Genomic DNA, 20478 nt, shown 5'->3' with positions numbered 1-20478 from the left:
CGCACTCGATTTGGCAGGCAATGCCAGCCTAAAAAAGGTCAATGGAGCGATTATCCGGATTCGGGGCCGTGGGCGCAAAGGGCGTATCCGCCTTTTCCCTGCCTGATCAGGTCAACAGCTCTCCCATTGTTTGTTCAGCCGCTTGGCAGAAACCTGTACTTTCGTACCCAGTTGCTGGGCAAACAGGCTCACCCGGTACTCCTGCAGCATCCAGAAAAAGGTCTGCAGTGCCTCTGGCTGCTGCCACAGCGGCAGACCTGCTGCCCGTGTCGCATACTGTTTGTCGTAGGCTTCCAGCTCGGCGGTGAGGGTGCGGTCCTTGCCGATTTGTCCGCCGAGCTTGTCCAGACGGTTCTCAATGGCTGCCAGATATCGTGGGTACTCCTGCAACCACGGCCAGGGCATTTGCAGCAGGAAATCTTCACAAAAAAGTACAGAAAACTGCTGCTTGAGATCCCGATGGGCATGGGCCCAGGCCAGCGGGAAGTTCTTCTCCAGCTTGCCCATCAGTTGGCGATAGAGGTTGAACCAGTCCGCTACCTGTTTCAGTTGCGTGCTGGCCCAGGGCACAAAATCACCCCGATGGGCGTCCAGCCGCGTCTTGAAAGCCGCGGCATCCCGAACCGGCTGCGCCAATTCAAAGTGCTCAGCCAGCAGCCGCAACAGGGTGTAGTCCAGGGCATGCCGGGCCATGGCGCCCTTTTCACTCTTCAACTTCTGAAAGCCGGGCATCTGCGAGGCCAGTTTGCGCAGATCCCGCAGCTGTACCGACAAATTGAAGGCCAGCAACCGCGCCGAACCCCAGCGGTGCAGCCAAGCCGCTTCCCCGGCTTCATCCTTGTAAACCAGAGTGACCCGGTCACCATTGTCCTGCAGGGCCGGATAGCGACGCAGGCGCATGCCGCCGATATCATGCTCATCAGTTTCCGGCAGGGAGCCGAACACCCATTCCTGCCCCTCGATGATCTCCGCGGGTGCTTCAGGTTCCGGCATCTCTGCCTGCACACCGGCCAGACGCTCCTTCACCTCAACCAGGCTGCGCGCCTGGGCAAGCACTTTCGGCTTGCCATCCAGCCGCTCCACCACGCGGATATTCATGCGCAGGTGATCGGGCAGCTCGCCGTCCTGCCATTCCTCCCTTTCGATACGCACACCGGTCATACGCTGCAGCTCCCGGGTCATGGCCGGCAACAGGGGCTCATCCGGAGACAGGGTATCGAGCAAGGCAGCAACATAATCCGGCACCGGCACGAAGTGGCGACGACGGGCCTTGGGCAAGGCCCGAATCAGGGCTTCCAGTTTCTCCTTGAGCAGCCCCGGCACCAGCCAGTCCAGACGCGGCTCCGGCACCTGATTGAGTACCGCCAGCGGCACCAGAAGTGATACCCCGTCACGGTCTCCGGTGGGGTCGAAACTGTATTCCAGCGGCAGCGTCAGATCACCCAGCCGCAGGGTATCCGGGAACTGCCCCCCGGCCACATCCGGGCTGCGCGAGAGCAGAAAATCCTTGTCCATGAACAGGGACTGCTGCTGTTCCTTACCTGCTTTCCTGTTGTACCAGCTCATCAGGCCGGCCACCGTGTTCAGGTCTTCAGGCAGTCTTTCCTCGTAGAATGCCACCTGGGCTTCCTCATCCACCAGGATGTCGCGGCGGCGCAGCTTGTGCTCCATGGCCTCCAGCGACTGATACAGTTCGCGGTTGGCTTTTACAAAAGGAGGCTCTCGGTTGAGCTGCCCCATGACCAGGCCCTCACGAATCATCAGTTCACGGGATTCCTGTGGATTGATGGGGCCATAGTTGACCCGCCGGCCACTGGCAAGAATAAGACCAAACAGGTTGACCTGTTCCTTGGCCATGGCACAGCCACGTTTCTTTGACCAGTGCGGCTCGAAATACTGTCGCTTGATCAGGTGCCCCGCGGCGGCTTCGACCCACTCAGGCTCCACTTTTGCCACCGTGCGGGCAAACAACCGACTGGTTTCAACCTGTTCAGCCGCCATCAGCCAGCGCGCCTTGGTCTTCGACAGGCTGGAGCCTGGCCAGACCAGGGGCTTGCGGTTTCGTGTTGAGAGCCACTCGCCCTCCTCCGTCCGCTGCATCACATTGGTCACCAGCCCGGTGAGCAGACACTGATGCAGGGGGGCAAAATTGCCTTCTGCCACACCTTCAGCATTGGCGGCAGGTTTGTTGAGTGCCCAGCCCTGCTCCTTGCACAACAGCAGCAACTGACGGTGAGTATCCCGCCATTCGCGCATCCGGGTAGGCGACAGGAACGTTTTCTTCAAGCGTTTTTCATACTGGTTACGGCTTAGCGCCTCGCGCTGTTGCTCGGCCCATTGCCACAGTTTGACAAAAAACAGGAAGTCCGATTGCTTGTCGGTGAAGGGTTGATGTGCCTGATCTGCCTGTTGCTGCTTGTCATGGGGACGTTCGCGCGGGTCCTGTGCGGCCAGTGCAGAGACCACAATCAGGGTTTCGTGGAGCACATTGCGTTCCGCCGCGGCCACCAGCATCCGGCCCAGGGTGGGATCCAGCGGGAAACGCGCCAGCTGCCGCCCCATGGCCGTCAACGTCTGCTTCTCGGTGAGCGCGCCCAGTTCGTCCAGCAAGCGGTAGCCGTCTCGTATCAGGCGACCGTCCGGTGGCTCGATAAAGGGAAAGTCTTCCACCTTGCCAAGACGCAGGTCCGCCATTTGCAGAATCACCGCGGCCAGATTGGTGCGCTGGATTTCAGGGTCGGTGAATTCGGATCGATTGATGAAATCGTCTTCATCGTAAAGCCGGTAACAGATCCCCGGCATGATCCGTCCGCTTCGCCCGGCCCGCTGGTTGGCGCTGGCTTGACTCACTGGCTCCACCGGCAACCGCTGCACCTTGGAGTGAACACTGTAGCGACTGATGCGGGCGGTGCCGGCGTCGATCACGTAGCGAATACCCGGAACGGTCAGGGACGTTTCTGCCACATTGGTACTCAGCACTACGCGACGACCACGATGGGGGGAGAAAATACGATGTTGCTCTGCCTGACTCAGTCGTGCGTAGAGAGGAAGAATTTCCGTATCCCTCAGATCGCAATGCTTGAGATGATGATGGACATCGCGGATGTCACGCTCACCGGCAAGAAACACCAATACATCCCGTGCTGCAGGCAGCCCCTGTTGCCGTTCATCACGCTGAATCTCGCGCAGTACATCTTCAATCTGACGGGACAATTCCTGCCCTTCAACAGGCGGCCGATAACGCATCTCCACCGGATAGGTACGCCCTGAGACTTCCAGCACCGGAGCCCCGTTGAAGTGTTCGGCAAAACGCTCATGGTCGATGGTGGCCGAGGTGATAATCACCTTCAGATCCGGGCGTCGCGGCAGCAACTGTTTAAGATAGCCGAGCAGAAAGTCGATGTTGAGACTGCGCTCATGGGCCTCATCGATGATCAGGGTGTCGTAATGATTGAGAAAACGGTCCTGCTGGATTTCATTGAGCAACATGCCATCGGTGAGCACCTTGATCAGAGAAGTGTCGCTCACCTGCTCGGCGAAACGCACCTTGAAGCCCACGGTACTGCCCAGCGGACTATGCAGCTCCTCTGCCACCCGACTGGCCACCGCGCGAGCGGCAAGACGACGGGGCTGGGTATGCCCGATGGTGCCTTCGATACCCCGCCCCAGCTCCAGGCAGATCTTCGGCAGCTGGGTGGTCTTTCCCGACCCCGTTTCCCCGGCAATCACCACCACCTGATGATCACGGATAGCAGTCTTGATCTCCTCCCGGCTGGCCACCACAGGCAGATCCGGCCATTCCAGCGAGGGCACGGATGCCAGCCGCTGTTCGCGATTGGCGATGGACGCGGCCATGGCAGTGGCCACCTTGTCCACCGCACCCTGGCTACGCTTTTCCTCAGGCAACCGCGCCAGGCCGTCGACGCGTTTCTTCAAACGAAAGCGATCCGCCTGGCGGACGTTTTTTAACTGGTTGTATAAAGACTTCAGCGGCATGAGTGAACAGTGAATAGTTAACAGTTAACAGCGCGCGAGCACGCCATGTTGAAAACGCACGGCAGAGCCCGCGAATGTAGCTTTTGATTTTGCTGTTCACTATTCACTGTTAACTGTTCACTTTTCACTAACATGCAGCCACGCCTTCCCTTTCTCGGTCAGCCCGCCCTTGGCGATGGTCAGGTACGCGGTGCTGGGTTCACTGGGGGCCACCTTGACCTTGAAGGTCATTAGCTCATCGCGACGGAAGGCGTGAAGCTCCACGGTCTCACCGGGCAGGAAATTGGCCAGCTGGTTATCCAGGTTGGCGACGGTCGCCTGCAGGCCATCCACCGCAATGATGATGTCCCCTGCAGACAGACCTGCAGCCATGGCGGCGCCTTGCTCGAAGGCCACAGCGATCTTCGCCCCCATCGGATCAGCAACGACCCGTACGCCCAGATTGGGAATGCCATCCTTGCCGGGTTTGCCACCATTGTCAGCATGGCCGGCGGCGCTACGCCAATTCAGTTCAACACCTCGCTCGGCCAGCAGCTCGGCCAGCGGCAGGTCTTCGGTGCTGTACAGTGCCTGATTGAAAAACTCTGAAAGGTCACAACCGGCAATCTCCTCAGCAATGGGCTGGATGCCCTGCTCCGGCACGCCTTCACCGGTTTCTCCGTAGCGCGCCCATAGTACGCGCATCAGATCATCCAGGGATTTCTGCTCAGCGGTGAGATTGCGCAGGGTCAAATCCAGTGCCAGGGCAACCAGAGACCCCTTGGTGTAATAGCTGACTATGCCGTTGGGAGCATTCTCATCCTGCTTGTAAAAGCGGGTCCATGCATCAAAGCTGGATTCGGTCACGGTCTGCTTGTGACGCCCCTGGCCACGGTAAACACGAGTCAGGGTCTGGCCAAGCAGTTCCAGATAGCTTTGCGGTTTAATCAGCCCGGTGCGGGTCAGGGACAGGTCGTCGTAGTAGCTGGTAATCCCCTCAAAGGCCCACAGCAGCTCGGTGTGCACTTCCTGACTCAGATCAAAAGGGGTGAAGGCTGCCGGCTTGATACGTTTCACATTCCAGGTATGAAAGTATTCATGGCTGCACAGCCCCAGATAATTGCGGTACCCGTCGCGCACTTTTTGCAGGTCATCCGTGCGCTTGGGCAAGTCATCGCGGGCGCACATCAGACTGGTGGAGTTACGGTGTTCAAGCCCCCCGTAACCATTGCCGGTCACCAGTGTCATGAACACATAGCGGTCCATAGGTGCCGGTTCGCCGAACATACGAATATGGTGTTCACAGATGGGTTTCAGATCACGACAAAGCCGGGCCATGTCGGTGTGATGACGGCCAGACAAAACCACCCAGTGAGGCACCCCGCAGGCTTCAAACTGGGCATAGTCAAACGGCCCCATTTCCACCGGGTGATCAATCAGCGCATCGTAATTGTCCGCACGGAAACGCCCAAACGCCAGATCGGACCCGGACAATCGCGTCAGCCCCGTGGCCACACGCCAGTCTTCATAGGCGCGCCCCTGTGGTGCCTCGATCTCCACCTCACAGGGAAGATCTTCATGCCCCATAGGCGCAAGAAAAACACAGGTGCCGTTAAAGTAGCCATGGGTGGTATCCAGATGAGCGCCACGCACGGAAAGGTCCCATGCATAGACCTGGTACTGAATATGTACCGGTCCATCACAGGGAGGCAGCTGCCAGGTCTGCTTGTCAATTTTGGCCACGGCCAGACTCTCGCCATGGCTGTCGGCTTCGATATGCACCAGATGCCGGGCAAAATCACGGATCATGTAGCTGCCCGGAATCCAGGCCGGCATGGAAAACGCCTGCCCCTCCGGAGTCGGGTTCGCCACGGTCAGACTGACTTCAAACAGGTGTGCTTCGGGACGCAAGGGGCGAATCCGGTATTCAATCATGAGGGCTCCAGACAGCGTAACAAGAAAGACAAAACCAAAAACGGGGGCCTCAGCCCCCGCAGTATCATGGCAAATCAGGGATCAGATCATGTCGTCCTTGGCCATGCGACTAACCACAGCATCGGCGACACCCGCCGTGCCGGCTTCGATGTCTGCCGGATTCACCGTGGTGGACTTGGCCGACCATAGTATCGCTTCGGGCTGCAGACGGTACAGGTTGGATTCCAGGAAAAACTTCTTGTCGTTGCTGAAGTAACCCGGTTCATAAACCGCGTTCTGGCGTACGTAGTAGGTCTGCCCCATGGCCCCCTGCACGGCGATATCAGGGGCATAGTTCATGCCGCCCTGGGTGTAATGCATTTCCTCTTTCACATCCACCAGGGTAATCACCAGTGCCGCCTCATAGCCACGGCTGGCGATATCGGCGGCCATTTCACTTCGCGCCTTGCCTTCACCATAATTTTCGCCCAACACCGGCAGTGACGGTGAGGCCTCCACCTTGCGCTCCTGCAAGGCACTGACCACGCGCGTTTCCAGGGCATTGCGAATGCTCTTGTCATTCACCAGTGCGATGACCATTATCTTGTTCACATGATCACCCGGGGCATGCCCCTTCACTCGTGAAGAGCTGGTAACATCCGTATTATGGTTGCTGGCACAGGCGCTCAGCATGAATAGTGCTGCCAGGGCCGTCAGGATTACCTTTATTCTTGCTATCATTGCTCATCCTCTTGAACACAGCTTGCATCGGCGAACGCAGGACGCGATACCGCCGGGAGACCATTATGACCGAAGAACGCCTCCATCTCACCACCGATGACCAGCATAGCGTGGGCGTCCATTACTGGGCAGCGCCAGAACAGGACAGCCGTGGTGTGCTGGTCTGGCTGCACGGCATGGCCGAGCATGGGGGGCGCTATGCTGCTCTGGCCGAGCATCTGAACGGTCTGGGATGGCATCTCTACTGTCCCGATCACCGCGGCCACGGCACCAGTATTGATGATCAGGCACCTCAGGGGCATTTTGGCGATGCCGACGGGTGGCAACGGGTGCAGGCTGACACCCACGCCGTACTTGCCTGGGTGAAGGATCGCCACCCGCAACTGCCCTGCGTGCTGGGTGGCCACAGCATGGGCTCTTTCATCGCCCTTGGCACCGCACAATGTGCAGGAGGCAGTCTGGATGGCCTGATCCTGTGTGGCAGTGACTACCACCCGGGCTCCTACTACCGGATGATGCAGCTTCCTGTTGGCATGGTGCGGATGAAAAACGGCAAACGGGGCACCAGTGGACTGCTGCGCAAGATGACCTTTGGCGCATGGGCCAAACAGGTACCCGACCCGGCCACCGATTTTGACTGGCTCAGCACCGACCCTGAACAAGTAAAGCAGTACATAGATGATCCGCTGTGCGGCTTCGACTGCACCACCGAGACCTGGTTTCAGTTGATTCAGGGCTTACGTCAGGTGCACAGCGTTACGCAGCTGTCTGAATTACCGGAAACACTCCCGGTCCTGCTGGTTGGCGGGGAATCCGATCCCATGAGCAACATGGGCAAGGGAATGATGGCGCTGGAAAGTGTACTTCATGCCATGGAGCAGCCTGTGGAAGCGCATTTTTGGCCAGACGGACGTCATGAAATCCTCAATGACCAATGCCGTGATGAAGTACAGAAGGTGATATCCAGCTGGCTTGGCAAGCGGCTTGCCTGAGCCGGAACACAATCACGGGCGGGAGGGGCATGCCCCTCCCACCCCTGTCGATGACACTTACTTGAAAAGGTTGTCGCGGATATCTTTCAGACCGGCTTTGGTGCTTTCCCAGGTCTTTTCCGCGTTGGCTTTCACTTCTTCCCAGTGAGCATTGCTTTCGTTGCGGGCACTTTCCAGCTGGGCTTTCAGCTCCGCCTGATGCTCTTTCAATTCCAGTTTACGGCGCTCCCATTCGTGACGAGCCCGCTCTCCAGCCTGTTCAGCCTTGATCTGGTATTGCTCGAAATCGTTGTCCAGTTCGTCCAGCATTCCTTTAAGACGCTCAATAAGCTGCTTGCGATCCATTTCATGCTCCTTTTCAGTTTAGGACACCCCTAGACGTGAGGGCCTCAAGCGCAAATTCCACCACAGGAATGTAAAACCTCCGTTAAACCGGAAAGCACCTATATCACTCTCATCACAAGCGCTATCTCAGGAGCTTTCCCCCAGCGCTTCCACATAGCCCAGATAACGATTCTTGATTTCCCGAACGTACTTCACCGGTTCTGAGCCACGGACGTAGCCATAACGTGCCTGCCGCGCATATTGGGGCTTGGCCAACAGCAACATGGCTTCCTCCACATTACCGAACCACTTGTCCGGATCCTTGCCAATACGCTGAGCCAGGCGCCGTGCATCTTCCACGTGACCATGGCCGGCATTGTAGGCCGCCAGGGTGAAATACAGTTTCTCGGCCAGATCAAGTCGCGCAGGGAAACGCTGCTCCAGCCAATCCATGTAGGCCAACCCCGCCTCCACACCATTCTGGGGATTGGTCAGATTACTGTAACCAAATTGCCGCCCGGTGCGCGGCATTACCTGCAGCAACCCCTGAGCACCGGCAAAAGAGCGGGCATTGGGGTTGAATCGACTCTCCTGGTACATCTGCGACGTAATCAGACGCCAGTCGAGCCCGTATTTAAGGGATTCATCCTTTACCAGCCCATCGTACGGCGAGATTGCCTTGCCTGCGGTTACCCGGTATTCCACATGGGTGGCAATGGTTTTCTTTTCCTTGAAGTAGCGGTTAAACGTCACGTTATAGAACAAGCCGCGGTACTGGCGGGAAATATAGTTGTCCAACTGCTCCTTGAGAGTGCCCTGCTCTGGCCGGAGTCCCCAGGCAATTTCCTTGGCCGGTTCATACTGATACAGCACGGCAATATCATCTCGGTAAGTGGATTCCATCGCCGCCAGATGGCTGTCTGCCATGGTCAGATCGTAGATGCCGTGGGCCACCGCATCGATCAGCTGTTCGGTGGTCACTCCGTCAACCTGAACGATGTCGAATTCCAGCCCGCCACGCTTGAGGTCCTGAAGCGTCTCCAGAAAGGCGCTGTCCGGCCCCACCGCCACGGAACGGCCCGCCAGATCATCCAGACTTGTAAACGGGGACTCATCGGCGCGGCCGATTAGCTGCTCGTTGATTTCCAGATATCGCTTGCTGAACATCCAGCCCAGCTTCTCCCGCTCATCCGTGCGGGTCATGGAAGCCGCAATCACGTCTCCCTCGCCACTGTTCAACGCAGCAAACATGGCGGTGGGCGACTCTTCCACCCGTACGCTCACGCGCAGGTGGTGCTGTTTGGCAAAGTGGCGAATAAGGTCGTAATCGAAGCCCATCAGCTCGCCCCGCCACATGAAATAGCTGGCCGGGTTGTTGGAGGTAATCACTCGCAGGACGCCGCTTTCCTTGATCGCCGCCCAGTCCCTCAACTCGGGATCATCCACCGAGGTAATCACCCGCTCGCTGGTGATGTATTGATTGATCCTGTCCAGCAGTTCGCTACTGTTCTTGCGCACCGCCCACGCGATGCGGCGCTTGCGGTTCACCACCGGCCCGGCAACAACAGGACTGTCCGCATCATTGGGATCCAACAGGATGCTCAGCATGTTGCTGTCGATGATGGTGGCTTTCAGCTCCCCCATCGCCACTGCCTGCACCAGTTCCTCGTCGGAGAGGTCGTCATGCAGCACCTCCACACTCACATGCTCGTGACGGCGCGCCAATTTTTCTGCGGTTTCCAGATAAGCGGTTCCCTCCGGTACGGAAATGACCAGCGTCTCCATTTCCGACAATGGGGTGTCTGCCAGCGCAGCAGGCAACACCAGCTTCTCCTGGACGGAATTTACCGGTGTGGAAAAAGACAAATTCTTTCTGCGGGCAGCCGTTACCGAATAGTTGGTAACGATGATATCGGCGCTGCCGGCATTGAGCAGATCATCCAGCTCACCAAAATCATCCGCATACACCCAGCGCGGCTCCATATCCAGGGAACGCACAAAGGCTTCCGCCTGTACTTGATAATCCACCCTGGGAATCCCGTCCCGAGGCAATCCGGAAGGCTCATCGAAGCGGGGGGCCAACAGGCGGATGTAGCCTCGCTCGCGCAGATCAGACAGATCCCCCGTTTCTTCATAGTTTTCGAACGTACTGACGGCCTCGCCGACCTCCGGCACTGCGTCACCACTGTTGGAGTCACAGCCCACCATCAGGGCCAAACAGAACATCAGCCAGACAGTCGCTACAGATCGCATAACATTCCCCAGTCTTATGCCTTATCGCTTGAGCCTAAGGTACCCACATCCCCCCTGTATACTCAAATCCGACGAAAGTACCCGGACTCCTTTATCGACTCCACACCCTCTCTCCGCCTTACTTTATAGAGCAAGGGAATCGGACAGCGGGATCGTGGGGATTACCGGTTCACGGGCTTGAAAAGGCTTCATCGTGCAGTTGCGGGGGAAGCCCGATTCGAGACCATGATCAAAAAGCTTATTCACCACAGATAAAACGAAGTTCGCAGAGAAAATGACTCCCCACCCCTCAGTACTCTCTGTGTCCTGTGTGATCATTCTGTCTTTAGATAAGTTGGCAATCGCGCCGCGAGCGACGCTCCTACGGGAAAACCTCGGTAGCAGCAACTTCCCGGCAAGCCGCGATGAACCCAAAAAAAGGGGCCCGAAGGCCCCTTTTTCGCTACCACTGATCAAGCATCAGGGCGTACCGGCACACACTTCATGTACACGGAACGTCTTGTTCGCGTTCAGAAGACCACCATACCGCAACTCGATGGCGTCGAAATCTACACCCGGATCCGGTGCTGAGATAAAGCGCTGATCAGAGTTGGCGCCGAGACCCAACAGGTCCAGATCCAGCAGACCACCGCCCACAGTGGCGCTCTCCACTTCGGTTCCATCGTCATAGTAACGAACGGTGATGAAGTTACCCAGCAGCTCCAGGTTCAGCAACGCCGAGGTGGGATCACTCACCACAAAGCCGACAACATCAGCAGTGAAATCATTTGCGGGAACAGTGGCTTCCACACCAACGCTCGTGAAACCAGCAAGCAAACCCACACCAATATTCATGGATGCAAAGGTCGCATTGTTACCATCAATAATGTTGGCTTGATCAGTGACACTACAACCAAGGCACAGTCCAGAAGGCGAACCAAATGCAGTGTAGTCAGTGTTACCGATGGACTGGTAAGTGGAGGTGGCGGAACACGTAAAGCCATCGTCATCACACACATCACCCTTGCCATCGCCATCGCCGTCTGCCTGGTCGTGGTTCGCAATCAGCGGGCAGTTGTCGGTGGCATCCGGCACGCCGTCACCGTCAGTGTCAGTGGGATCGCCACCGCCGCCACCGTCACACACATCACCAATACCGTTACCGTCGCTGTCAGCTTGATCTGCATTGGCAACCAGCGGGCAGTTGTCGGTGTCGTTATCCACGCCATCGCCATCGCGGTCGTCGTCACACACATCCCCGATGCCGTCCAGGTCCTGGTCAGCCTGATCCGTGTTGGGCAGGTTCATACAGTTGTCGTTCGGGTCAAGAATGGTGTCACCGTCACGGTCATCTTCGCAGGCATCACCAATACCGTCGGTATCGGTATCTGCTTGATCCGCGTTAGCGGTGTAGACACAGTTATCATTCGTGTTGTCAACGCCATCGCCATCGGCGTCGTCATCACAGACATCGCCAATACCATCGCCGTCCACATCACCCTGCTCCGGGTTGAAGGTAGTCGGACAGTTGTCTACACCGTCATCGATGCCGTCTTTGTCCTGGTCATTGTCCATGTCACAGGCGTCGCCGATGCCATCACCGTCAGTGTCTTCCTGATTCGGGTTGGCCACCAGCGGACAGTTATCGGTGGGGTTGTCTTCGCCATCGCCGTCACGGTCATCGTCGCAGACGTCACCGACACCATCACCATCCTGGTCTTCCTGCATGGCATTGGCATTCAGCGGGCAGTTATCCACGTTGTCCGGGATCCCGTCACCGTCTGTATCCAAAGAGCGGGTGTTGGGATTGTTGTTACCGTTACCACCACTGCTGCCGTCGCCTTCGGCTTCACAACCGCTCAGCACCAGCGCCAGGGAGGCAGCCATCAGTATTGAAAATAAAGCTCTCATTGCACTATTCATGATCTGTCTCCTTATTCGCTGACGCGGAATTCAACACGACGGTTCATTGCGCGACCGGATGCTGTTTCATTGCTGGCAACCGGATCCACTTCGCCATATCCACGGGACGTCAGACGATCACCGGAAACACCTTTTTCAATCAGGTATTCACGGACGGAATTGGCACGTTTATCAGACAACGTTTCGTTGTATTCGGCGGAACCGCTGCTGTCGGTATGGCCGGCAATTTCCACGTTGAAATCCGTTTGGGACAGCAGAGATTGGGCCAGTTTGTCCAGGGTCGGACGAGATGTAGCGGTAATCTTCGCTGAGTTCAGCTCAAAGCCAATATTGTTAAAGGAAATGGTCTGATTCTTGAGAAGACAGCCCTGACCATCCACCTTGCCTCCGGCAAGCGTATTTGGGCACTTGTCGCGGCTGTCCGGAATGCCGTCATTATCGCTGTCGGCTTCAGCAACCACTTTCTCGACCACTTTTTCCACTTCACGGGTCTCGTAGACAATCTTTTCTACTTCCACAGTGCGTGTGACGCCCAGCGGAATTTCCAGACCCAAAGAAACACGCCAGTCATTGAAACCACCTTCGCCATCGGAAGCGGTACCTGACACGCCGTCGAAATCGTCATACATGTAACGGCCTTCCACGCGCAGCTTGAGGCCATTATCGAAGAGCGGACCCGTGACTGCGCCCAACCCCACATTGGCGTGCAGGTTGATCCCGTCGTCATCATCGGGCACCACGTCTTCGTAGATGCCGCCGATTTGGGCCAGTACAAAAGGCGTAAACCCTTCGCGATCACCAAACGCGTAGGCCAGACCTGTGCTCACGGAGTACTGGTAAAAATCCGTGGCTCCCTCGATACCGGAATCCAGGCCGAAGGCATTGCCTTCCGTTTCCCACCACACATGATCAGAAAGCTGGCGGCCGTAAATCAGACCACCACCCAAACCATTACGGGCAAGATCCCGGTCCTCGTCGAGAATCAGGTAATGAAGCATCGGTGCCAGATATTGGCGAGTCGGTTCAGCATTGTCCTCAGCGGCCATGGCATTCGATGCCAACATGACACTGGCGGCCAATGTGCTGATGCGCATGCATCCTTTCATGACTACCCCCCTTGGGTATGAATGAACAGTGCAATCATTAGAATAGGAGGCAGGGGCAAAAAAAATTGAATTACGGTGGCTTTGCGTTACTTAAATGTTGTGACGGAGTTCAAACTTTGCTTTTAGGTAAGCATCTTGTGAATTTCCGTTACACGCCGCAACGTCACGCATCCTGCGGTCAGCTTCCCCTACGTTATCCAAAGGCATAGCTGAGCTTTTCCCTTTCCCTGTCAGATCCAAGATACCCCGATACCGGACTCCCGAGCCCACCGATAGGCGTTAATTTGCACTCGCCTGTCGGAGGGGGCTGCCTTTTTTACTGACCCGCCACTTTGCTAATCCCATGCTGAACAGGATGTGACACCCGCATGGCGCTGCTACACTGCATATCTCTGAAGACGGAGATCTGCCATGCGCTCACTATTGATTGTGCTGTTGCCCACCCTGCTGCTAGCAGGTTGCGCCAGCACCACGGAAGTCACGACCCGCTTCACCAGCGAAGAGAGCTTCCCCGCCACCGATCGCATGCTGTTGGTGGCCCACACCCCGGAAGGTGGCGTCCGGGAAACCTGGGAACTGACCTGCAGGGATATATTTTCATCCGATTCGTTGACCATTTTGCTCAGCCATCAAGAATTACCGTTATGGTATGAAGGCGGAAAACAACGCATTCTCGACTGGGCGCAGAACACCGGCGTAGACCGGGTTCTGGTCGTGGAACTGACCCATTTACTGATTGATGCTGCCGAGCCACCGCAACCGGTAAATCAGCTCAACGCCATGAATCAGCCGCCCGGCAGCCCGCCTCCCACCTGGGAGATGGGGATTGGCGGCGATCTGAAGCAGGCTGACGTTCCGGAAGCCCTTCGCCAGCATGGCGCCGAGCTGATCAATGCCCAGGGCAGCCCGATCTGGACCGGGGTGGCGACCACTCATGAAGCCAATAACATGGTCGCCATCGCCAAGAGTCAGTGCCAGGCCCTGCGCAAGACACTACGAGAACAGGGGTACCTGTAGCGCAGGCATGCCTTGCGTCCGGCTTGGGCGCAGCACCCGTTGCCGGTATCCGAACCAACACCTGACAACGGAAAACTCTCTATGACAGGCCCACTTCACGGACTGACTTTCATCGAGCTGGCCGGCATTGGCCCCGGCCCCTTCTGCGGCATGATGCTTGCCGACATGGGCGCCACCGTGATTCGCGTTGATCGCCCCGGTGGCAATCCCCACTCTGCCATCGGCCACACCGTCCTGTTTCGCAACCGCCAGAACCTGGCGCTGGACCTGAAGAAGCCGGAAGGCATCGAAACCGTCCTCAAGCTGTGCGAAACCGCCGACGGTATCTTCGAAGGCTTCCGCCCCGGTGTCACCGAGCGATTGGGCATTGGCCCGGAAGACTGCATGGCCCGTAATCCCAAACTGGTTTACGGTCGTATGACCGGTTGGGGCCAGACCGGCCCGCTGGCCCAGGCCGCCGGCCACGACATGAACTACATCTCTCTGTCTGGTGCCTTGCATGCCATGGGCCGCGCCGGCGAAAAGCCAGCCATTCCCCTGAACTTGGTAGGCGACTTTGGTGGCGGCGGCATGATGCTCGCCTTCGGCATGGTCTGCGCCGCGCTGGAAGCTCAACGCTCCGGCGAAGGCCAGGAGGTCGACACCTCCATGGTAGAAGGTTCCGCGGCGCTGATGGCCATGTTCTATGGTCTCAAGTCCCAGGGGTTGTTTACCGACCAACGCGGCACCCACATGCTGGATTCCGGTGCCCACTTCTATGAGGTGTATGAAACCGCCGATGGGAAATACGTCTCTATTGGCAGTATCGAACCCCAGTTCTATGCCGAACTGTGCCGCATTGCCGAGCTGCCGGCAGAAGACTTCGGCCACCAGATGAACCCGCCCAAATGGCCGGAAATGAAACAAAAGCTGGCTGACGTCATCAAACGGAAGACCCGTGACCAGTGGTGCGAGCTGATGGAAGGCACCGATGTGTGCTTTGCGCCGGTGCTGAGCATTGAAGAAGCCCCTTCGCACCCTCATAACGTAGCCAGAGAGTCTTTTGTCACCGTGAATGGCGGCGTCCAGCCTGCGCCCACACCGCGCTTTTCCCGAACTGGCAGTGGTGAGGTCAAGCCGGCCAGCACCGCCGGCGCCGACAGCACCGCTGTGCTGCGTACTGCCGGTTTCAGTGACGAGGCCATCGACAAACTGATCGCCAGTGGGGCGATAAAACAGGACTGACCGTTCTGCCCCCCTCTACTGGCTCGCCCCGGTTCGCCGGGGCATCCCCTATCTCGGAAGGAGGCAACATGACAGCGGTTATCCCCGGCACCACCCTCGCCATTCACCCTGAACGCTTCCCCGATGCCGCCATCGACTTGCCTGCCAACGGCCTGCAGAAAGCCGTGTTGGGCGGGGGCTGCTTCTGGTGTGTGGAGGCCGTGTACCAGAACCTGGAAGGGGTCCAGAGTGTGGTGTCCGGCTATACTGGTGGCGAGCCCGACAAGGCCAATTACGAGGCCGTCTGCACCGGTCAATCCGGCCATGCGGAAGTGGTGGAAATCGCCTATGACAGCAACCTGATTAGCTACGGCGACCTGCTCAAAGTGTTCTTCTCTGTGGCCCATGACCCCACCCAGAAAGACCGCCAGGGCAACGACCGCGGCCCGCAATATCGCTCTTCTATCTTTTATGCCAGTGAAGAGCAGAAAAGTGTGGCTGAAGCCTACATGCAGCAGCTGGAAAACGCGGGCGCCTTTACTGCTCCGATCGTGACCACCTTAGAACCCCTTGACGAATTCTTCCCGGGTGAGGACTACCATCAGAACTTCGCACGCCGGAATCCACAGCAAGGCTATATTCGCGTGGTGGCACAACCCAAAGTAGAAAAACTCATCCAATCCTTCCCGGACAAACTCAAAGGAGATGCCTGATGGCCACGTCTTCAAGCGGCTACGACCTGACCCCGCTGAGTGATGCCGAAAAACACAGCAATGCCGCCAACCTGACGGATGAAGAGCGGCGCATCCTGCTCAACCAGGGCACCGAGCCGCCCTTTTGTGGCGGGCTGCTGGATAACAAGGAAGACGGCGTCTATCACTGCAAGCTGTGTGACCTGCCCCTGTTCAGTTCGTCCAGCAAGTTCGAGTCCGGCACCGGCTGGCCCAGTTTTTATGAGCCGTTCGACAACGATCATATCCGCGAATTGCGCGATACCAGCCACGGCATGGTGCGGGTGGAAATCCGCTGTGCCCGCTGCGACGGCCATCTTGGCCACGTGTTCCCCGACGGCCCCGCGCCCACAGGCCTGCGCTACTGCCTCAATTCAGCCTCCATGAACTTCAAGGCCTGAACATCGCAGACTACCCGCTCTGTGAGATCGTGACTGCACGCGATTATCTTGCAACCATAAGACTGCAATTCGAGGGGGGGCAAGACAGTTGAAAGTTTAAAGTTGCAAAGCGCGCCATGGGAGGCGACCAAACTGGAAAGCCGTGCCCGCGCACCTACCCATGCAGCGCGAGGCACGATGGTCTGCGCTGGTACAGTCTCATCCGCGCGTTTCAACTTTAAACTTTGAACTTTCAACTCCCCCTGCCCCTCCCCCACCACCACTGCGTCTCCCTGACTTGACCGTTGGGAACATCGTCCTAATCTGTCATTGCCTCCTGCAACACGGTGTATACCATCAAAGTCAGACCCCAAGAATAAATGCCCCGCTGCCACACAGCCGGGCCCGATTAAGGCAAGATCACAGGAGGCTCTCCATGAACGCCGCAACCCCTGCCCCGTCACGCGAAGAATCCGCCCAGGACCGCTGGGACCGTATCCCCGTTCTCAAAACCGGCGAGGACTATCTGGCCAGCCTGCGTAACCGTGGCACCCGCCTGTTCCTGTTCGGCGAGCTGATTGACGAGCCGGCTGACCATCCGATTATCAAGCCCAGCATCAATGCCCTGCGTGCCAGCTATGACCTGGCCATCGAGGATCCGGAACTGGCCACTGCCTGGTCACCCTTGATCGAGCAACAGGTGAACCGTTTTCTGCACATCGTGGAATCTCCCGATGATCTGGTGATGAAGAACAAGATGCAGCGTCGCATGGGCCAGATTACCGGCACCTGTTTCCAGCGCTGTACCGGTCTGGACACCATCAGCGTGCTGCACTCCGTCACCTACGAAATCGACGAGAAGCACGGCACCCATTACCACCAGCGCTACCTGGAATTCCTCAAGGAAGCCCAGCGCAAGAACATCCTTATTGCCGCAGGCATGACCGATCCGAAAGGTGACCGCAGCAAGCGGCCCTCCGAGCAGGCTGATCCGGATATGTTCATGCGTGTCACCCGTCGCACCGACAAGGGCATCTACGTGAAAGGTGTGAAGGCCCACATGACCGGCGGCTGGAACCAGCACTGGATCTGCGTACTGCCCACCATGAACCTGGGTGAAGATGACAAGGACTACGCTGTTGTCGGCATGATACCCGGCGACGCCGAAGGCATCACCTACATCTACGGCCGCCAGAGCTGCGACACCCGCGCCATGGAAGGCGGCGATATCGACCAGGGGAACGCCCAGTACGGCGGCCAGGAAGTACTGGTCTACTTCGACGATGTGTTCATTCCCCACGAGCACGTATTCATGGACGGCGAATACGAATTCGCCCAGGAACTGGTCACCCGCTTTACCGCCTACCACCGCGCCAGCTATGTATGTAAAACCGGCCTGGGCGACGTGATGGTGGGTGCTGCCGCTTCCATCGTGGAATACAACGGCCTGGAAAAGGTCAGCCACATCCGGGACAAGCTGGTAGAAATGACCCACCTGAACGAGACCATCTACTCCTCCGGTATCGCCAGCTCCCACGAAGCGAAGAAGATGCCCAGCGGCATCTTCATGAACGACACCATGCTGGCCAATGTGTGCAAGCACAACGTCACCCGCTTCCCCTACGAGATTTCCCGCCTCGCCCAGGACCTGGCCGGTGGCATCATGGTCACCATGCCCAGCGAGCAGGACCTGGAAAACGAAGAAGCCGGCGAGATCATCCGCCGCTTTCTGAAAGGTCGGGAAGATATCCCCACGGAAGATCGCATGCGCATCCTGCGACTGATCGAGAACATGACCCTGGGCCGCAATGCCGTGGGTTACCTCACTGAGTCCATGCATGGTGCCGGCAGCCCCCAGGCCCAGCGTATCCAGATTCTCCGCGGCATGGAGGTGGAGAAGAAGAAGTGGCATGCCCGTAAACTGGCAGGTATCAAGCAGGAGGGCTGATTCCTGCTTGCCTGCACCGGACGTCCTGCTAGAATGGCGCGCGCCCTGTTCAGGGCTGCGCCGGGATAGCTCAGTCGGTAGAGCAACTGATTCGTAATCAGTAGGTCCGCGGTTCGATTCCGCGTTCCGGCACCATCTTCATCAAAAAAGCCGCGCCCTCTCTGGCGCGGCTTTTTTGTGGGGCATCGCAAATTTCCGGGAAAGCCCTCCACCTTTCCGCAGGAGGCTGCCTGCAGGCGACCGGAACGACAGCGAGGGGGGAAGACGCGAGTGTCGAGATACGCGTTCCGAAAGGCAAAACCGTTCTCATGGAAAGGGGTTTGGGTGTTGAGCTTCGAGCTGCTTGTGTAGGGAGTTCAGCAAGCTGAATCTCCTGCCAGACATCGTCTCTCCCAGGGCGATGAAAAGCGCTGGAGGCCCTTCCTGCTTGAGTAGGGCGGAAATGGGCGAAAGCCCATCTCCGCCACATAGGCGAAACAACGAAAAAGGCGGAGATCGGCTCTCGCCAATTTCCGCCCTACCGTCGTTACAGCCCCGCCTTTCGCGGTCTATTTAAAGGCTTTCTGCCATCCAACGGTGAAAGTGTAATCCGTTTCCATCTGGATACCGTGCAGCGATTCCTGCACAGGTGCCTTGTACTCCATGGCCAGACGGTGGCCTTTCAAGGCGCCGTTTTTGCCCAGCAGGTTCAGGCCCACACCGATGTCCAGCCGCTGACCGCCTTTCGCTTCCGGGTCAGCTGCCGGATTCATCATGGGAGAGATGGTCAGGTCTTCTGCCTCACCCTGAATATCAGACCACCAGCTCTTGTAGGCGGCCAGTGACACGGATGCCCAGGGAGAAAGCGGCTTGGCGGCCCAGGCGGTCAGGTACTTTCGCGAACCCAATTTATAGCCCTGGTCGTTCTCATCCAGGGCAATCTTGGCGCTGGCCTGGGCGCCCCAGCTCCAGCTCGCGTACTGCTTGTTCAGGGTAATCCCCGGGCGCGCCTCGTAACTGCCTGAACCCAGCTGCATGGGGTAAGGCAACTGCAGCTCCCGGCCCGCCATGGGAATAAAGTCCTCTTCCTCAATGGAGCCAGTGGGCAGACCCACCACCAGATTCAGGTGCAAGCGGTAGCCGTCCTGGTCGTAGAACTTGTACAGGCCGCCCAGGCTGGCATCACCTATACCGGATGTTTCCGTATCAAACTCGCCTTCCATGGTATTCATCATCATGGTCATGCGGGTTTTGGTGGTCATCTCATTGGTGGTGTACGGCAACATGGCCAGCAGGGTCAGGTTGTCCGTGGGCGCATACATGGCCCCCAGCATATGCATTTCCATGGTCATATCGTACGGCAGCGCCTTCATGTTCATGGGGCCCATGCCGGGAATCTCAGCGAACGCCTCGTTGGTGCTCAGTGACTCACTACCTGATTTGGCGCCGCTCATGGCCATGCCCATGTACCGGTAGGACAGCATCCACTCGCCCTTGGCATGGGTATGGTCGCCCATGACGGAAATAGGCGCATGGCTATCCACGCGGCCACCCTCATAATGGGCTTGGGAAACGGCGGGAAAGGCGGAAATGGCGGCAGAAACAGCAACAGAAAGAAGACGTTGGGACATGATTGAATCCGGTTGTGACTCTTGGGCGGCAAGCCTACCGGCCAGGCGGGAAAATCCAATGTGGCAAAATGCCGCACCTCACCCCAAAACAGGAGTCGGTTTACCACAGAGCTCACCGAGTTCACTGAGGAAGAATCCGGAAACCCAACACCCCATAGCCACTGTGGGAGCGTGCCTGCACGCGAATACCCCAACCCTTCGTCTGCAGGCAGACTCCCACATCAACCCCAAAACCCTGAAAGCCGGTTTTCCACAGAGCCCACTGAGTCCACTGAGGAAGAAACCGGAAACCCCACACCCCATACCCGCTGTGGGAGCGTGCCTGCACGCGAATACCCCGCCCTTCGTCTGCAGTCAGACTCCCTCTTGAGACCCAAACCAC

General features: G+C 57.8%; 14 protein-coding genes and 1 tRNA gene. 7 read left to right on the top strand and 8 right to left on the bottom strand.

Translation table 11 applies throughout. From position 1 onward, the window contains the following. Window positions 1-111 precede the first annotated feature (111 nt). The 3 genes from hrpA to HF945_RS06590 all read right to left on the bottom strand — a co-directional run bounded on the left by hrpA (window position 112) and on the right by HF945_RS06590 (window position 6630). The gene (gene hrpA / locus HF945_RS06600) at window positions 112-3996 is read right to left on the bottom strand and encodes an ATP-dependent RNA helicase HrpA (RefSeq protein ID WP_290524951.1); all 3885 of its coding nucleotides are present in this window, start codon (window positions 3994-3996) and stop codon (window positions 112-114) included. Window positions 3997-4113: 117 nt separating this feature from the next. Further along, complete coding sequence (locus tag HF945_RS06595; RefSeq protein WP_290524950.1) at window positions 4114-5910, bottom strand: PDZ domain-containing protein; 1797 nt, start codon at window positions 5908-5910, stop codon at window positions 4114-4116. An 81-nt stretch (window positions 5911-5991) separates the two neighbouring features. Further along, on the bottom strand, window positions 5992-6630 hold the full coding sequence (locus HF945_RS06590; protein ID WP_290524949.1) for a hypothetical protein: 639 nt from the start codon (window positions 6628-6630) through the stop codon (window positions 5992-5994). Window positions 6631-6695: 65 nt separating this feature from the next. Here HF945_RS06590 and HF945_RS06585 point away from each other — a divergent pair, with 65 nt between their 5' ends. Further along, the gene (locus HF945_RS06585) at window positions 6696-7622 is read left to right on the top strand and encodes an alpha/beta fold hydrolase (RefSeq protein WP_290524948.1); all 927 of its coding nucleotides are present in this window, start codon (window positions 6696-6698) and stop codon (window positions 7620-7622) included. 57 nt (window positions 7623-7679) lie between these two features. On the opposite strand, the gene HF945_RS06580 is transcribed toward HF945_RS06585, so the two are convergent. The 4 genes from HF945_RS06580 to HF945_RS06565 all read right to left on the bottom strand — a co-directional run bounded on the left by HF945_RS06580 (window position 7680) and on the right by HF945_RS06565 (window position 13207). Next, window positions 7680-7967 carry a hypothetical protein gene (locus HF945_RS06580; RefSeq protein ID WP_290524947.1) on the bottom strand — a complete coding sequence of 96 codons (288 nt, stop codon included), beginning with the start codon at window positions 7965-7967 and terminating at the stop codon, window positions 7680-7682. 126 nt (window positions 7968-8093) lie between these two features. Next, the gene (locus tag HF945_RS06575; RefSeq protein ID WP_290524946.1) at window positions 8094-10199 is read right to left on the bottom strand and encodes a transporter substrate-binding domain-containing protein; all 2106 of its coding nucleotides are present in this window, start codon (window positions 10197-10199) and stop codon (window positions 8094-8096) included. A gap of 459 nt (window positions 10200-10658) precedes the next feature. Beyond that, the gene (locus tag HF945_RS06570) at window positions 10659-12101 is read right to left on the bottom strand and encodes a thrombospondin type 3 repeat-containing protein (RefSeq protein ID WP_290524945.1); all 1443 of its coding nucleotides are present in this window, start codon (window positions 12099-12101) and stop codon (window positions 10659-10661) included. 11 nt (window positions 12102-12112) lie between these two features. Beyond that, complete coding sequence (locus HF945_RS06565) at window positions 12113-13207, bottom strand: OmpA family protein (protein WP_290524944.1); 1095 nt, start codon at window positions 13205-13207, stop codon at window positions 12113-12115. 411 nt (window positions 13208-13618) lie between these two features. Here HF945_RS06565 and HF945_RS06560 point away from each other — a divergent pair, with 411 nt between their 5' ends. From HF945_RS06560 to HF945_RS06535, 6 genes are all read left to right on the top strand, one after another. Next, window positions 13619-14224: a hypothetical protein gene (locus HF945_RS06560; RefSeq protein ID WP_290524943.1), complete on the top strand. Its 606-nt coding sequence runs from the start codon at window positions 13619-13621 to the stop codon at window positions 14222-14224. Window positions 14225-14305: 81 nt separating this feature from the next. Further along, the gene (locus HF945_RS06555; RefSeq protein ID WP_290524942.1) at window positions 14306-15448 is read left to right on the top strand and encodes a CaiB/BaiF CoA-transferase family protein; all 1143 of its coding nucleotides are present in this window, start codon (window positions 14306-14308) and stop codon (window positions 15446-15448) included. 68 nt (window positions 15449-15516) lie between these two features. Continuing rightward, window positions 15517-16140, top strand: a complete 624-nt coding sequence (msrA, locus tag HF945_RS06550) for a peptide-methionine (S)-S-oxide reductase MsrA (protein WP_290524941.1) — start codon at window positions 15517-15519, stop codon at window positions 16138-16140. Then, the gene (gene msrB / locus HF945_RS06545) at window positions 16140-16559 is read left to right on the top strand and encodes a peptide-methionine (R)-S-oxide reductase MsrB (protein WP_290524940.1); all 420 of its coding nucleotides are present in this window, start codon (window positions 16140-16142) and stop codon (window positions 16557-16559) included. Before msrA ends, msrB begins: the two co-directional genes overlap by 1 nt. Before the next feature lie 415 nt (window positions 16560-16974). Continuing rightward, a complete protein-coding gene (locus HF945_RS06540) occupies window positions 16975-18486 on the top strand; it encodes a 4-hydroxyphenylacetate 3-hydroxylase N-terminal domain-containing protein (protein WP_290524939.1) in 1512 nt (503 codons plus the stop codon). 59 nt (window positions 18487-18545) lie between these two features. Beyond that, window positions 18546-18621 (top strand) — tRNA-Thr (locus HF945_RS06535). A 413-nt stretch (window positions 18622-19034) separates the two neighbouring features. Here the strand turns inward: HF945_RS06535 and HF945_RS06530 are convergent. Then, window positions 19035-20096 carry a transporter gene (locus tag HF945_RS06530; protein WP_290524938.1) on the bottom strand — a complete coding sequence of 354 codons (1062 nt, stop codon included), beginning with the start codon at window positions 20094-20096 and terminating at the stop codon, window positions 19035-19037. Window positions 20097-20478 lie beyond the last annotated feature (382 nt).

Origin of the sequence: Alcanivorax sp., from assembly GCF_017794965.1 — a bacterium.
Lineage (GTDB): Bacteria > Pseudomonadota > Gammaproteobacteria > Pseudomonadales > Alcanivoracaceae > Alcanivorax.
Note: the sequence above shows the minus strand (reverse complement) of the source record. Positions and strands in the feature narration are given on the sequence as shown.

Coding starts and splice junctions, on each gene's coding strand:
- hrpA (WP_290524951.1), bottom strand. CDS start 3,996: ATGCCGCTGAAGTCTTTATACAACCAGTTAAAAAACGTCCGCCAGGCG.
- HF945_RS06595 (WP_290524950.1), bottom strand. CDS start 5,910: ATGATTGAATACCGGATTCGCCCCTTGCGTCCCGAAGCACACCTGTTT.
- HF945_RS06590 (WP_290524949.1), bottom strand. CDS start 6,630: ATGATAGCAAGAATAAAGGTAATCCTGACGGCCCTGGCAGCACTATTC.
- HF945_RS06585 (WP_290524948.1), top strand. CDS start 6,696: ATGACCGAAGAACGCCTCCATCTCACCACCGATGACCAGCATAGCGTG.
- HF945_RS06580 (WP_290524947.1), bottom strand. CDS start 7,967: ATGGATCGCAAGCAGCTTATTGAGCGTCTTAAAGGAATGCTGGACGAA.
- HF945_RS06575 (WP_290524946.1), bottom strand. CDS start 10,199: ATGCGATCTGTAGCGACTGTCTGGCTGATGTTCTGTTTGGCCCTGATG.
- HF945_RS06570 (WP_290524945.1), bottom strand. CDS start 12,101: ATGAATAGTGCAATGAGAGCTTTATTTTCAATACTGATGGCTGCCTCC.
- HF945_RS06565 (WP_290524944.1), bottom strand. CDS start 13,207: ATGAAAGGATGCATGCGCATCAGCACATTGGCCGCCAGTGTCATGTTG.
- HF945_RS06560 (WP_290524943.1), top strand. CDS start 13,619: ATGCGCTCACTATTGATTGTGCTGTTGCCCACCCTGCTGCTAGCAGGT.
- HF945_RS06555 (WP_290524942.1), top strand. CDS start 14,306: ATGACAGGCCCACTTCACGGACTGACTTTCATCGAGCTGGCCGGCATT.
- msrA (WP_290524941.1), top strand. CDS start 15,517: ATGACAGCGGTTATCCCCGGCACCACCCTCGCCATTCACCCTGAACGC.
- msrB (WP_290524940.1), top strand. CDS start 16,140: ATGGCCACGTCTTCAAGCGGCTACGACCTGACCCCGCTGAGTGATGCC.
- HF945_RS06540 (WP_290524939.1), top strand. CDS start 16,975: ATGAACGCCGCAACCCCTGCCCCGTCACGCGAAGAATCCGCCCAGGAC.
- HF945_RS06530 (WP_290524938.1), bottom strand. CDS start 20,096: ATGTCCCAACGTCTTCTTTCTGTTGCTGTTTCTGCCGCCATTTCCGCC.